Annotated in this window: 12 protein-coding genes and 1 pseudogene; 2 read left to right on the top strand and 11 right to left on the bottom strand. The window is 69.9% G+C overall.

Annotated elements, in window-relative coordinates:
- Positions 1-18: 18 nt before the first annotated feature.
- From ACFQ4H_RS18490 to ACFQ4H_RS18480, 4 genes and pseudogenes are all read right to left on the bottom strand, one after another.
- Positions 19-534 (bottom strand): 2'-5' RNA ligase family protein, encoded by a 516-nt coding sequence (locus ACFQ4H_RS18490; RefSeq protein ID WP_377572265.1) that lies wholly within the window; start codon positions 532-534, stop codon positions 19-21.
- Positions 535-820: 286 nt separating this feature from the next.
- Positions 821-1846, bottom strand: a complete 1026-nt coding sequence (trpS, locus tag ACFQ4H_RS18485) for a tryptophan--tRNA ligase (RefSeq protein ID WP_377572230.1) — start codon at positions 1844-1846, stop codon at positions 821-823.
- Positions 1847-1955: 109 nt separating this feature from the next.
- Entirely contained in the window at positions 1956-2177 is a 222-nt protein-coding gene (locus ACFQ4H_RS34930) for a hypothetical protein (RefSeq protein ID WP_449289026.1), read from the bottom strand.
- Positions 2174-3173: pseudogene (locus ACFQ4H_RS18480) on the bottom strand (hemolysin family protein). The gene ACFQ4H_RS34930 and the pseudogene ACFQ4H_RS18480 overlap by 4 nt, the downstream one beginning before the upstream one ends.
- Before the next feature lie 131 nt (positions 3174-3304).
- Here ACFQ4H_RS18480 and galE point away from each other — a divergent pair.
- Together galE and galK are read left to right on the top strand one after the other, a co-directional pair.
- Positions 3305-4294 carry a UDP-glucose 4-epimerase GalE gene (gene galE / locus ACFQ4H_RS18475; RefSeq protein WP_377572229.1) on the top strand — a complete coding sequence of 330 codons (990 nt, stop codon included), beginning with the start codon at positions 3305-3307 and terminating at the stop codon, positions 4292-4294.
- Positions 4291-5499, top strand: coding sequence for a galactokinase (gene galK, locus ACFQ4H_RS18470; RefSeq protein ID WP_377572228.1), 1209 nt, complete (start codon positions 4291-4293; stop codon positions 5497-5499). The genes galE and galK overlap by 4 nt, the downstream gene beginning before the upstream one ends.
- A gap of 58 nt (positions 5500-5557) precedes the next feature.
- On the opposite strand, the gene cysN is transcribed toward galK, so the two are convergent.
- The 7 genes from cysN to glmU form a co-directional block, all read right to left on the bottom strand.
- On the bottom strand, positions 5558-6853 hold the full coding sequence (gene cysN, locus ACFQ4H_RS18465; protein WP_377572264.1) for a sulfate adenylyltransferase subunit CysN: 1296 nt from the start codon (positions 6851-6853) through the stop codon (positions 5558-5560).
- Between the two features lie 59 nt (positions 6854-6912).
- On the bottom strand, positions 6913-7824 hold the full coding sequence (gene cysD, locus ACFQ4H_RS18460) for a sulfate adenylyltransferase subunit CysD (RefSeq protein ID WP_377572227.1): 912 nt from the start codon (positions 7822-7824) through the stop codon (positions 6913-6915).
- Positions 7825-7964: 140 nt separating this feature from the next.
- Positions 7965-8795 carry an inositol monophosphatase family protein gene (locus ACFQ4H_RS18455; RefSeq protein ID WP_377572226.1) on the bottom strand — a complete coding sequence of 277 codons (831 nt, stop codon included), beginning with the start codon at positions 8793-8795 and terminating at the stop codon, positions 7965-7967.
- 193 nt (positions 8796-8988) lie between these two features.
- The gene (gene pth / locus ACFQ4H_RS18450) at positions 8989-9579 is read right to left on the bottom strand and encodes an aminoacyl-tRNA hydrolase (RefSeq protein WP_377572263.1); all 591 of its coding nucleotides are present in this window, start codon (positions 9577-9579) and stop codon (positions 8989-8991) included.
- A gap of 102 nt (positions 9580-9681) precedes the next feature.
- Positions 9682-10371, bottom strand: a complete 690-nt coding sequence (locus ACFQ4H_RS18445) for a 50S ribosomal protein L25/general stress protein Ctc (protein ID WP_377572225.1) — start codon at positions 10369-10371, stop codon at positions 9682-9684.
- Positions 10372-10908: 537 nt separating this feature from the next.
- The gene (locus tag ACFQ4H_RS18440) at positions 10909-11889 is read right to left on the bottom strand and encodes a ribose-phosphate diphosphokinase (RefSeq protein WP_377572224.1); all 981 of its coding nucleotides are present in this window, start codon (positions 11887-11889) and stop codon (positions 10909-10911) included.
- A 49-nt stretch (positions 11890-11938) separates the two neighbouring features.
- Entirely contained in the window at positions 11939-13522 is a 1584-nt protein-coding gene (gene glmU, locus ACFQ4H_RS18435) for a bifunctional UDP-N-acetylglucosamine diphosphorylase/glucosamine-1-phosphate N-acetyltransferase GlmU (RefSeq protein WP_377572223.1), read from the bottom strand.
- Between the last annotated feature and the right edge of the window lie 6 nt (positions 13523-13528).

Raw genomic sequence — 13528 nt, 5'->3', positions numbered from 1 at the left:
CTGATGGTCAGCAGCGTGTCATTCACCAAGTAGGAAGTCGCGCCGAGGCTGCCAGCGGGCCTGTCCACTGTGCGAGAACAGGGTGAACGCCGTCACCTCGAACAACGCGGAGAACCCGGCGAGTTCGTCGTACACCCGGTCCAGCGCCTCCGGTGCCACGTCCTGGGCGACCGTGACATGGGGGTGGTAGGGAAAGCGGTGCTCCCGCCGCAGTACGGGCAGCGAGCCGATCGCCGTAGCCAGCCTCTCGCATTCGCTGATACCGGCCGCGACCGCGACGAAGACCACCTCGGTCACCGGACGGAAGGTGCCGGTGCCACGCAGGTGCAGGGTGTACGGCAGGTGCTTGGCCGCCACTGCGGTGAGATGTTCCTCCACCTCGGGCAGACTGTCCGGTGGGATCTCGGTCGGCCCGAGCAGCGTCAGATGCGCTGGTACGTCGGCAGCCCGTGGATCGCCCGCCGCTGCCCGGCGACGAGTCAGGAACTCGCCCCACGGTTCGGGAATGTCCACCGCGATGCCGATCTGCGTCATCGCGCTCTCGACCCCCGGCGACCCGTCCGTGCGATCCACCTTCCGATCACCCCACCGATTGTTGCCCGTCGACAACCCACGCTAACCGTTCCACCGGCCACTAGGCACGGTCGATGCCGCCGGTTGCCGGAATCCGCACCGGCCGTTCCCCGCCTCCGCAGGGCCGCACCAGCCGTTCCGCGCCTCCGCGAGACCGCGAGACCGTTCCGCGCCTCCGCGAGACCGCGAGACCGTTCCCCGCCTCCGCGAGACCGCGTCAACCGTTCCCCGCCTCCGCGAGACCGCGTCAACCGTTCCTCGCCTCCGCGAGGAAACCGATCCGGTCGTACGTGGCCCGCAGGGTGGTCGAGGCGACGGCGCGGGCCTTCTCCGCACCGATCGACAGCAGCTTGTCCAACTGCGCCGGATCGTCGAGGAACCCGGTGGTCCGTTCCCGGATCGGCCGGACGAAGTCCGCCAACACCCCGGCCAGGTCCTTCTTGAGGTCGCCGTAGCCCTTGCCGACGTACGCCTCGACCAGCTCGTCGATCGTACGTCCGCTGAGTGCCGAGTAGATCTTCAGCAGGTTCGACAGGCCCGGCTTCTGCTCCGGATCGAAGAGGATCTCGCGTCCGGTGTCGGTGACCGCCGACTTGATCTTCTTGGCTGACCGGGCCGGGTCGTCCAGCAGCTCGATGATGCCCGCCGGGGAGGACGCAGACTTGGACATCTTGCTGGTCGGGTCCTGTAGGTCGGTGATCTTCGCGGTGTCCCGGACGATGTACGCCTCCGGCACGGTGAAGGTCGCACCGAACAGCGTGTTGAAGCGCTGGGCCAGGTCCCGGGTCAGCTCCAGGTGCTGACGCTGGTCCTCACCGACCGGCACCGCGTCCGCCTGGTAGAGAAGGATGTCGGCGGCCTGCAGGATCGGGTAGGTGAACAGTCCGACGCTGGCCCGTTCCGCGCCCTGCCTGGCGGACTTGTCCTTGAACTGGGTCATCCGGCTGGCCTCGCCGAAGCCGGTGAGGCAGCTCAACACCCAGGCCAACTGGGCGTGCTCAGGCACCTGCGACTGGACGAAGAGTGTGCACTTCTCCGGGTCCAATCCGACGGCCAGCAGCTGGGCAGCCGCCACCCGGGTACGCCGTCGCAACACCACCGGGTCGTGACCAGCGGTGATCGCGTGCAGGTCGACCACGCAGTAGAAGGTGTCGTGCGTCTCCTGCATCGTCACCCAGTTGCGCACCGCGCCCAGGTAGTTGCCCAGGTGGAACGAGTCGGCGGTGGGCTGGATGCCGGAGAGCACCCGGGGCCGGGCAGGAGCGTCGGACATGCCGGCAATTCTGACAGCAGCTCCGGTGCGCCGTGTAACGACCCCGTATCCGCGAGAAGTAGCCGCACCGGCTGGCCGGTCATCTGTCGACAGCCTGATCAGCCAACTGTCAGGCCGGCCGCCCCTCCTCGACTGCGGCCGGTGGCACGGAAGGGCTCCTTCTCTGTTCCGGGAGTTGGGCTGGTGAGATACCGACCCGGGCCACCCGGCGGCCGTCCAGACTCAACACCCGCAGCACCCAACCGGCACCGGGATCACGCCCGTCCATCGGGCTGCCGACCGGCGATGGCTGTGCCCCCGTCAGCACCGGCACCGGCGGATCGGCCGTCACCGGCGGCTGCGGGCCGACCGACACCCGCAACGAGGCGTCACCCGGCAGCAAGGCGTCACCCGGCAGCGGAGCCGACCCGCCGACGACCGGGGCCGACGACGCCATCCCGGGGTCCGTCGGGTCCACCGGGCCACCCAGCACCCGCACCTCGTCACCCAGCACGTAGACCTCGTCGCCGCTGGCCGGCAACCGGCCCAGGGCGGCCATGACGAAGCCGCCGACCGTCTCGTACGGGCCGGCCGGTAGCGAGAAGCCGGCCCGCTCGGCGAAGTCGGAGAGGTTGAGCCGGCCGTCCACGACCGAGGGCAGTCCCCCGCCCACCGGGTCCGAAACGGCGTCGTCGTACTCGTCGTGGATCTCGCCGACCAACTCCTCGATCAGGTCTTCGAGGGTCACGATCCCAGCCGTACCGCCGTATTCGTCGACCACCACCGCCAGATGGTGCCGCTCCCGACGCATCTCGGTCAGCGCGGCCAGCACCCGCTTGCTGCCGGGCAGCGACTTCACCTCCCGGGTGATCTCCCGGACGGTGGTGAGTCCGTCGTCGTCCGGCCGGAGCAGCACGTCACGCAGATGCACGAAGCCGACCACGTCGTCGGGCGTGCCGTCGACCACCGGATACCGGGTGTGCGTCTCCGCCCGGGCGATCTGGGCCGCCTCCTTCAGGGTCAGCCGCACGTCGAGGAACACCACCTCGGTACGGGGCATCATCACCTCGCGTACCAGGCTCGCCCCGGCGACCAGCACCTCGTCGATGATCCGTCGTTCCACCGGATCGAGCAGGGTGTTCGCGGCAACCAGGTCCCGCAGCTCCGCCTCACTGATCCGCTCACGTCCGGCGATGGGGCTCGCGCCGAGCAGGGCGGTCACCAGTCGGGTGGCCGCGTCCGCGCTCCGTACGACGAGCCGAGCCGCGCCCCGGGCCACCGGCCCGGGTTGTCGCAGAGGACGCCCCGGCGATCGACGCCGGGGCCCGGTACTGCCAGACTCCCGCATGTCAGTAGATGGTAGACACCGCCGTCGCCGGATGCGGGCTGCATGGCCGCCCGGGACCCGGTCGGGTTGCTTGATAATGGTCGAAAAAGCGCCGACGGGATCCCCCGGAGGCACTGACCGAGAGGACGACCGTGAAGCTCCTCGTCACCGGCGGCGCCGGCTACATCGGTAGTGTCGTCACCCGGATGCTGCTCGACGCCGGGCACGAGGTCGTCGTCCTCGACGACCTGAGCACCGGTCACGCCGAGGCGCTGGCCCCGGAGGCGACGTTCGTCCAGGCACGGGTCCATGACGCGGCCCAGGTGCTCACCGCGGACGCCGGCTTCGACGCCGTACTGCACCTTGCCGCGCTGATCTCGGCCGGTGAGTCGATGGTCCGGCCGGAGCTCTACTGGGACAACAACACCGTCGGCTCACTGGCGCTGATCAACGCTGCCCGCTCCGCCGGGGTACGCCGGTTCGTCTTCTCCTCCACCGCGGCCGTGTACGGCAATCCCACCGAGCTACCCATCCCGGAGACCGCCGGCAAGACACCCACCAGCACCTACGGCGCCACGAAGCTGGCCGTGGACATGGCGCTGACCTCCGAGTCGACCGCCTACAAGCTGGCCTCGGTGTCCCTGCGCTACTTCAACGTGGCCGGCGCGTACCTGCGAAACGGCGTCGCCCTCGGCGAACGTCACGACCCGGAAAGCCATCTGATCCCGATCGCGCTGGAGGTGGCCGCCGGCCGCCGGGCGAAGCTGCAGATGATGGGCGTGGACTATCCGACCGTCGACGGCACCTGCGTACGCGACTACATCCACGTCGAGGACCTGGCCCGGGCCCACCTGCTGGCCCTGGAGGCGGCGGTGCCCGGCGAACACCGGATCTACAACCTCGGCAACGGCAACGGCTTCTCCAACCAGCAGGTGGTCGACGTGATCCGCGAGGTGACCGGCCACCCGGTGCCGGTGGAGCCGGCACCCCGCCGCGAGGGCGATCCGGCCGTCCTGGTGGCCTCCGCAACCCGCGCCCACACGGAGCTGGGCTGGACACCGGCCAAGCCTGCGCTGCACGAGATGGTCGGTGACGCCTGGGCGTTCTACCGGTCGCAGATCATCGGCGAGCCCGCCGCATGACCGGACCGGTCGCGGCCCGCGCCACCGCCGGTTTCCTTTCCGAGTACGGCCACCAGCCGGCCGGCCGGTGGGCCGCCCCGGGCCGGGTCAACCTGATCGGCGAGCACACCGACTACAACGACGGTTTCGTACTGCCCTTCGCCCTGCCCCAGCGCACCGTGGTCGCGGCGGCACCGAACACCGGCCAGGAGTGGTCGGTGTGGTCGGAGCAGTCGGGTGAGCGGATCTCGTTCGCCGCTGCCGAGATCACCGCAGCGGGGGGCACCGCTGCCGAGATCACCGCTACCGGGGCGGGCCTGCCCAGCCGGGTCACCGGCTGGGGCGCGTACGTGGCCGGGGTGGTCTGGGCACTGGTCGAGGCCGGTTTCCGGGTGCCGGGGGCGCGGCTGGCCATCGCCTCCGACGTACCGCTGGGAGCGGGGCTCTCCTCGTCGGCCGCGCTGGAGTCCGCGGTGCTGACCGCGCTGGTGGACCTCGGCGGGCTGGACCTGCCGATCGACGAGCGCCCCGGACTGGCCCAGCGGGCGGAGAACGGTTACGCCGGCATTCCCTGCGGGATCATGGACCAGTCGGCGTCGATCCGCTGCCGGGCCGGTCACGCGCTCTTCCTGGACTGTCGCTCGCTGGCCGTCGAACACATCCCGTTCGACCTGGCCAGCGCCGGTCTGGCCATTCTGGTGACCGACACCCGGGCACCGCACCGGCACGTCACCGGCGAGTACGCGGCCCGGCGTACCGCCTGTGAGACGGCGGCCGGCGCGCTGGGCGTGCCCGCCCTGCGGGACGTCCTGTCCGACGCGGCTTCGTTGGATCCGGCGCTCGCCCGGCTCACCGATCCGTTGCTACGCCGCCGGGTACGGCACGTGGTCACCGAGAACCAGCGGGTGCTGGATACGGTCAAGCTGCTCCGCGCCGGTCAGCCCACCAGGATCGGGCCGCTGTTGACCGCCTCGCATGCCTCGATGCGGGACGACTTCGAGATCACGGTGCCCGAGGTGGACACGGCGGTCGAGGCGGCGCTGGCCGCCGGGGCGTACGGTGCCCGGATGACCGGGGGCGGCTTCGGTGGCTGCGTACTCGCCCTGGTCGACGCGGACGCCGCCGAGCGGGTGGCCGCCTCGGTGGCCGATGCCTGTGCTGCCCACGGGTTCACGCCACCTGTCTCGTTCACCGCACTTCCCGGCCCGGGCGCCACCCGCCTCTGACTCTCCAGGATCCCCGTGATCAGGGACCAACTCGGGTGTCGGCGGCGCAGAGATGGGTTCAGCTGGCGTCGACGATCATCCCAGCGCCGACCGTACGGTTGGTCGCCTCGTCGATGAGGATGAAGCCGCCGGTCGTACGGTTGCGCCGGTACTCGTCCGCCAGCAGCGGAACGGTCGTACGCAGTCGTACCCGACCGATCTCGTTGAGCGTCAACTCGGCAGCCGCCTCGTCACGGTGCAACGAGTTGACGTCGAGCCGGTAGTGCAGCCCACGTACGACCGCCCGCGCCGACCGGGTGGTGTGCTTGATGGCGTACTTCGCCCCGATTCGCAGTGGTCGGGTCTCGTCCATCCAGCAGATCATCGCCTCGATGTCCTGGGCGGCCGCCGGGGCGTTGTTCGGTCGGCAGATCAGGTCGCCACGGGAGATGTCGATCTCGTCGGTCAGTCGTACGGTCACCGACATCGGCGGGAAGGCCTGCTCGACCGGCCCGTCGGCGGTCTCGATCGAGGCGATCCGACTGGTGAAACCGGACGGCAGCACCATCACCTCGTCGCCGGGCTTGAGTACACCGGAGGCGACCTGACCGGCGTAGCCCCGGTAGTCGGTGACCGTGGTCGACTGGGGCCGGATGACGTACTGGACCGGAAACCGTACGTCGACCAGGTTGCGGTCCGAGGCGATGTGCACGTGCTCCAGGTGGTGCAGCAGCGACGGGCCCTCGTACCAGGGCATGTTCTCCGACCGGCTGACGATGTTGTCGCCGCGCAGCGCGGAGATCGGCACGACGGTCAGGTCCGGTACGTCCAGCTTGGCGGCGAACGCGGTGAACTCGTCGGCGATCTGCTCGAACACCTCCTGCGACCAGTCGACCAGGTCCATCTTGTTGACGCAGAGGACGAGGTGCGGCACCCGCAGCAGCGAGCAGAGGAACGCGTGCCGGCGGGACTGCTCCACCAGCCCCTTACGGGCGTCGACCAGGATCAGCGCCAGGTCGGCGGTGGACGCCCCGGTCACCATGTTCCGGGTGTACTGGATGTGCCCCGGGGTGTCGGCGATGATGAACTTCCGCCGGGGGGTGGCGAAGTAGCGGTAGGCCACGTCGATGGTGATGCCCTGCTCCCGCTCGGCCCGCAGACCGTCGGTGAGCAGCGCCAGGTTGGTGTACTCGTCACCCCGGGCGGCGCTGACCGCCTCGACCGCCGCGAGCTGGTCGTTGAAGAGCGACTTGGTGTCGTAGAGCAGCCGACCGATCAACGTCGACTTGCCGTCGTCGACGCTGCCGGCGGTGGCGAACCGGAGCAGGTCCATCGCCCGTCCGCCCGGGCCCGCAGCCGTCGCGGCCGTGGGCATGTCCGTCGCAGCCGTGGGCTTGTCCAGCCCGGCCGGGGGCGTGTTCGTCGCAGCCGTCATCAGAAGTAACCCTCCCGCTTGCGGTCTTCCATGGCGGCCTCGCTGACCCGGTCGTCGCCCCTGGTCGCACCACGTTCGGTGATCCGGGTGGCCGCGACCTCCTCGATCACCTTTGCCACGGTGTCGGCGTCGGACCGCACCGCCGCCGTGCACGAGGCGTCCCCGACGGTCCGGTAACGGACCCGCGCCTTGACGATCTCCTCGCCGGCCCGGGCGGGCAGGAACTCGTTGACCGCGTACAGCATCCCGTCCCGCTCGACCACCTCACGCTCATGGGCGTAGTAGATCGACGGTAGGGGCAGTTCCTCACGGGCGATGTAGTGCCAGACGTCGAGCTCGGTCCAGTTGGAGAGCGGGAAGACCCGGATCGACTCGCCCGGGTGGTGCCGGCCGTTGTAGAGCGCCCACAGCTCCGGACGCTGGTTCTTGGGGTCCCACTGACCGAAGTCGTCCCGGAAGCTGAACACCCGTTCCTTGGCCCGGGCCTTCTCCTCGTCCCGGCGGGCACCGCCGAACAGGGCGTCGAAACGGTACGTCTCCACCGCCGCCAGCAGCACCGGTGTCTGGATCCGGTTTCGGGTTCCGTCCGGCGGCTCCTGGACCAGACCGCTGGCCAGCGCCTCGGGGACGCTGGCCACCACCAGGTTCAGACCGAGTTCCGCCACCCGCCGGTCGCGGTACTCCAGCACCTCGGGAAAGTTGTGCCCGGTGTCGACGTGCATCACCGGGAACGGGATGCTGGCTGGCGCGAATGCCTTCTGCGCCAGCCGAAGCATGACGATCGAGTCCTTGCCACCGGAGAAGAGCAGGGCTGGCCGTTCAAGCTCGGCCACCACCTCCCGCATCACGAAGATGCTCTCGGCTTCGAGGGCATCCAGGTGGGAGACCCGGTAGGCCGCTGGCGTGCTCATGACGCCCAACCGGTTCGACGCCGCGCTGTTCCACCAGCTCGGTTCCGTACGCAACGCCTGCTCGTGCTGCCAGGTCGGCTCCGCTCACCCATGCGATTCCAGACCTTTCCGGTTGGTTAAGTCGGGTGGACGTCGTCAGACTACCCCGAATGGCGGCGCAGCGCCGCAAGCAGCCGAGAGGTGAGGTGCGTACGACACACCAACAGGTCCGGCAGCCGAGGATCGGCTCCGTTGTATTCCAGCGCGGATCCGTCGATCCGGGAAGCATGCAGGCCCGTGGCCGTCGCCACAGCGACCGGTGCCGCCGAGTCCCACTCGTACTGGCCACCCGCATGCACGTACGCGTCGACCTCGCCGTCGATCACCGCCGCGATCTTCGCCCCGGCCGACCCCATCGGCACCAGCAGCGCACCGATCTCGTCGGCGAGATCGGTCAGGAAGACCGGTGGACGGCTCCGGCTGGCCGCCAGCCGGATCACACCGCCCAGGCCGTCCAGTTCATCCCGTACCGGAACCGGATACGGCGGCACGACATCGGTGGCCAGCACCCGGTGCTGGGCCGGCAGCGCCACCGCGCCGGCGACCACCCCGTGCCCGCTCGACTCCGACCGTTGCCAGAGCGCGACGTGCACCGCCCAGTCCGCCCGGCCCTCCTCGGCGAACTCTCTCGTCCCGTCGAGCGGGTCGACGATCCACACCCGGTCGGCGGAGAGACGTCGGACCGCGCCGGCCCCGAGTTCGGCAGCCCAGGCCAGCCGGGACCCCTCGTCCTCCTCGGACAGCACCGCGTCCGCCGGCCGCCACCGGGCCAGCTCGGTACGCAGCACGTCGTGCGAGACCTTGTCCCCGGCCGCCTTGAGCGCCCCGGGATCGGCGTACCCCATCTCCTCGCGGACGGTCAGCAGCGCCTGCCCCGCGCGAACCGCCAGCCATCTGGCGAATGCCGCATCGCTCACCGGCGGGTTGACCATCACCGGCCTCCTGGCAGCCGTACGGCCACCCCACCGGTACGAATTGCGCCCACTTCCTGCCTCCTCGCCGGACCGACCGGTGAGGGCGTCCGCCCGCGACCGACAAACCGGTCCACATCTGACGGAAGACTACCGGCCGGCCAGCGGTGACACAGCGGTCACCCGACCCCGTCCGGGGCGGAATCGGAGCAGCTCAGCTGCTGTGATAGGCGTTCTGCGTCCACTCCAGGCCGCGAGTGACGATCGCCTCCACCACGTCCGCCGCCCGGTCGACGAGAAACTCCAGTTCCTTGCGCTCCGCCGAAGAGAAGTCGGAGAGTACGTAGTCGGCCGGATCCTGCCGGCCCGGCGGTCGCCCGATGCCGAACCGCACCCGTAGATAGTCCTTCGTCCCCAGCGACTTGGACATCGAACGTAGTCCGTTGTGCCCGCCTTCGCCGCCGCCACACTTCGCCCGTAGCTGGCCGTAGCCGATGTCCAACTCGTCGTGGACCGCGATCACCTGCCCGGGCGGGACCTTGAAGAACTGCGCCAGCGCAGCCACCGGACCGCCCGACAGGTTCATGTACGTCAGCGGCTTCGCCAGCACCAGCTTCGGACCGCCGAAGCCGAGCCGCCCCTCGGTCACCTCGGCGACCGCCCGACGGTGCCGGCCGAACTTGCCGCCGAGCCGGGCGGCCAGCAGATCGGCCACCATGAAGCCGACGTTGTGCCGGTTACCGGCGTACTCCTTGCCGGGGTTGCCGAGCCCCACCACCAGCCACGGATGCGTTTCGTCCGTCACCATTCACATCCTCGCGAGAGTTTCACCCGGCTGAACTACCTGGCAGAAACCTGGACAGGCGCCTCCGATGGTTCGGAAGCGCCTGTCGAAGAACGTAGTCGGTCAGGCCTCGGCGCGCTGCTCCGCAGCCTCTTCCGCCGTCTCGGCGGTCTCACCCTCGGCAGCACCCTCTTCGCCCTCAACACCCTCTTCAGCCTCGACCGGCTCCTCCTCGACCTCGGGCAGCGTAGCGGCGAGCTGCTCGGCGGTCGGGGCGGCGGTGACAGCGGCGACGATCAGCTCCGGGTCGGCGGTCAGCTCGACACCGGCCGGCAGCTTGACGTCTGCGGCGGTGACCTGCGAGCCGGCCTCCATGCCCTCGATCGAGGCCTCCAGGTGGTCCGGCACCTTCGTCGCCTCGGCGCTCACGGCAAGGCTGGCGTGCTCGTGCACGATCAGCGTGTCCGTGGCCGCCTCGCCGACGAGCTGCACCGGCACCTCGACGGCGACCTTCTCGCCACGGCGGACGAGCAGCAGGTCGACGTGCTCGAAGGTGTCCTTGATCGGGTCCCGCTGGATCGCCTTCGGCAGGGCGAGCGCCTGGGTGCCGTCGCTGATCTCGATCGCGAAGAGCTGGTTGGCACCACCGTGCCGAATGGCGGCCGCGAACTCACGCGCCGGCAGCGCGATGTGCTTGGGCTTCTCGCCGTGGCCATACAGGACGGCGGGCACCTTGCCGGCCCGACGGGTACGACGGGCACCACCCTTGCCGAACTCGGTACGGGGCTCGGCGCTGATCTTTACCTCGGACACGACAAAACTCCTGATACGGTCGCTACGGCGGAACGTCGGCTGGCGGTGCTGAGGCGGGGGGCTCGCTGGGGCGCTAACGTCTCGAACTCTGCCCAGAGCACCGTGTCGATGACGGTGCCTCCGTGCGGCACTTCTTCAGCGGCCCGCAGGGCACCCTCGCCATGGCAACCGCACTAGTCTACCCGAGGCCTGCCTGGGGCTTTCGCCGGTACCCGCTCAGCACGCCTTTACCGCTTCGCTGCCCCTCCCGCCGACCAACACCCCACTGTCACTCGCACCGGGTACCCCCGCAGCACGACACCGCCCCGCCGACATCCGCGAACTTTCGTCCAGTTATGCCCGTGGAGTCGCATTATGCGCACCTGCCGCGTTGCGCCTACCGGGCGTGCCGGCCGCGACGCCTACCGGGCGGACCGGCCCGCGTTACGCCTACCGGGCGGACCGCCGGCTCTGTTCCGGGCGGCGGGGCGCCGCCCGGAACGGGCACGATGCCGGTCCACCCGGCCCGGTGCCGTCAGCCCGGGCCGGGCGCACGCGTCAGCTGAGACCGCCGAAGAGGGTGGTCACCGAACCGTCGTCGAACACCTCACGGATCGCCCGCGCCAGCAGTGGCGCGATCGAGAGTACGGTGATCTTGTCGAGTTGCTTCTCGGCCGGCAGCGGCAGCGTGTTGGTGACGATCACCTCGCTGATCTGGCTGTTCTTCAACCGCTCGGTGGCCGGGTCGGAGAGCAGGGCGTGGGTCGAGGCCACCACCACGTCCGCCGCACCCGCCTCGTGCAGGATCTCCGCCGCCTTGCAGATGGTCCCACCCGTGTCGATCATGTCGTCGACGATCAGGCAGACCCGACCTTCCACGTCACCGACGACCCGGTTGGCCACCACCTGGTTGGGCTTGAGCGGGTCCCGGGTCTTGTGGATGAACGCCAGCGGGCAGCCGCCGAGCCGGTCGGTCCACCGCTCGGCCACCCGTACCCGGCCGGAGTCCGGGGCCACCACCGTCATCGGACGGCCCGCGTACCGGCGCTCGACGTACTCGGCCAGGATGTCCATCGCGAACAGGTGGTCGACCGGCCCGTCGAAGAACCCCTGGATCTGGGCGGTGTGCAGGTCGACGGTGAGGATCCGGTTGGCTCCGGCGGTCTTGAGCAGGTCCGCCACCAGCCGCGCCGAGATCGGCTCCCGGCCCCGGTGCTTCTTGTCCTGCCGGGCGTACGGGTAGAACGGCAGGACGACCGTGATCCGCTTGGCCGAGCCACGCTTCAGTGCGTCGATCATGATCAGGGTCTCCATGACCCACTTGTTGACGCCGTGCGTGACCGACTGCACCACGAACGCGTCCGAGCCGCGTACCGAATCCTTGAACCGTACGAAGATCTCGCCGTTGGCGAACTCGTACGCGTCGGCCGGCGTCGGCGCGACGCCGAGCACCTCGCCGATCTCCTGGGCCAGGTCCGGAAAGCCCCGCCCCGAGAAGAGCATCAGGCTTTTGCGGTTTTCTGCGACGATGCTGCCCATCGGCTCGTCTGCTCCCGTTGATCGGTGGTTCCCGGCTGGGGACCTGGGACTATTCGGTTGCAGTATCTCCCGAGCCCGACCCGTATCCGGCCGTGTCTCCACGTCCGTGGAGTGCCTCACCTTGACTTGCGCTGACTGCCTCCTGCCGGGCAAGCTCCGCCTCCTGCCGGGCGAGGGCTGCTTCGGCCGCCTCCGCCGACCTCGTACCCGCCCGCCGCCGGGCCACCCAACCCTCGATGTTGCGCTGCTGGGCCCGGGTGACACCGAGCGCACCCGGGGGTACGTCCTGGGTGATGGCGCTGCCGGCCGCGATGTACGCACCGGCTCCCACCTCGACCGGAGCGATCAGGTTGGTGTCGCAGCCGACGAAGGCCGCCTCCCCCACCGTCGTGTGGTGCTTGGCCACCCCGTCGTAGTTCACGAAGATCGTCGCCGCACCGATGTTCGCCCGCGCGCCGATCGTGGCGTCGCCGACGTACGACAGATGCGGCACCTTCGCGCCCGGACCGACCTCGGAGTTCTTGACCTCGACGAACGTGCCGACCTTTGACTTCTCCGCCAGTCTGGCCGCCGGGCGAAGGTAGGCGTAGGGACCGACGCTGGCCTGCGGACCGATCTCCGCGCCCACCGCGTGGCTGCGCAGCACGACCGCGCCCGCGCCGACCGTGGTGTCGATCAATGTGACGTCCGGGCCGACGGTCGCCTCCGCTCCGATCACCGTCGAGCCGCGCAGCTGGGTGTTCTGGTCCACCACCGCATCCCGGTCGAGCGTCACGGTGACGTCTATCCAGGTGGTCGCCGGGTCGAGCAGGGTGACACCGGTTCGCATCCAGCTCTCGTTGACCCGGTCGCGAAGCCGTCGACGCAGTGCGGCCAGCTCGACCCGATCGTTGCAGCCGAGCGTCTCGGCCGCCTCCCGGGCCACGTGTACGGCCACCGGCTCACCGGCGGCGACGAGCTGTCCGAAGACGTCGGTGAGGTACTCCTCGCCCTGGTCGTTGTTGGTGGAGAGCTTGCCCAGCGCGTCCCGTAGCAGGGCCGCGTCGAAGGCGTAGATGCCAGCGTTGATCTCCCGGATCGACCGCTGGGCGGGGCTGGCGTCGCGCTCCTCGACGATCTGTTCCAGCCTCCCGTCGGGGTCGCGGACGATTCGTCCCAGGCCGGTGGGTTCGTCCACCTCGGCAGCCAGGACGGTCGCCGCCGCGCCGCTCGTCTCGTGCGACTCGACCAGCGCCCCGACCGTCTCGGCCCGGAGCAACGGCACGTCCCCGTTGAGCACGACGACGGTGCCGGTCAGTTCAGGGGTGGCGTCGAGGGCGATGCGTACCGCGTGGCCGGTCCCGCGCTGTTCGGTCTGCCGGACCGCGTCGGCGTCGGGGGACACCTCGGCCAGGTGGGCTACGACCTGGTCGGCGCCGTGGCCGACCACGACCAGCGTGCGGTCCGCAGCCAGCGGCGCAGCAGCGGCCAGGACATGACCGACGAGGGTGCGCCCGAGCAGCGGGTGCAGCACCTTTGGTAGCGCCGACTTCATCCGCTTGCCCTCGCCGGCGGCAAGGACGACCACGGTACGGGGGCGGGGCTGGGTCACGGGCAAGCTCCCGTCGGGATGGCTGGCAGTCTGCGGCCTCATGCTAGC

Origin of the sequence: Micromonospora sonneratiae, assembly GCF_042679305.1 — a bacterium.
Taxonomy (GTDB): Bacteria; Actinomycetota; Actinomycetes; order Mycobacteriales; family Micromonosporaceae; genus Micromonospora_H; species Micromonospora_H sonneratiae.
Note: the sequence above shows the minus strand (reverse complement) of the source record. Positions and strands in the feature narration are given on the sequence as shown.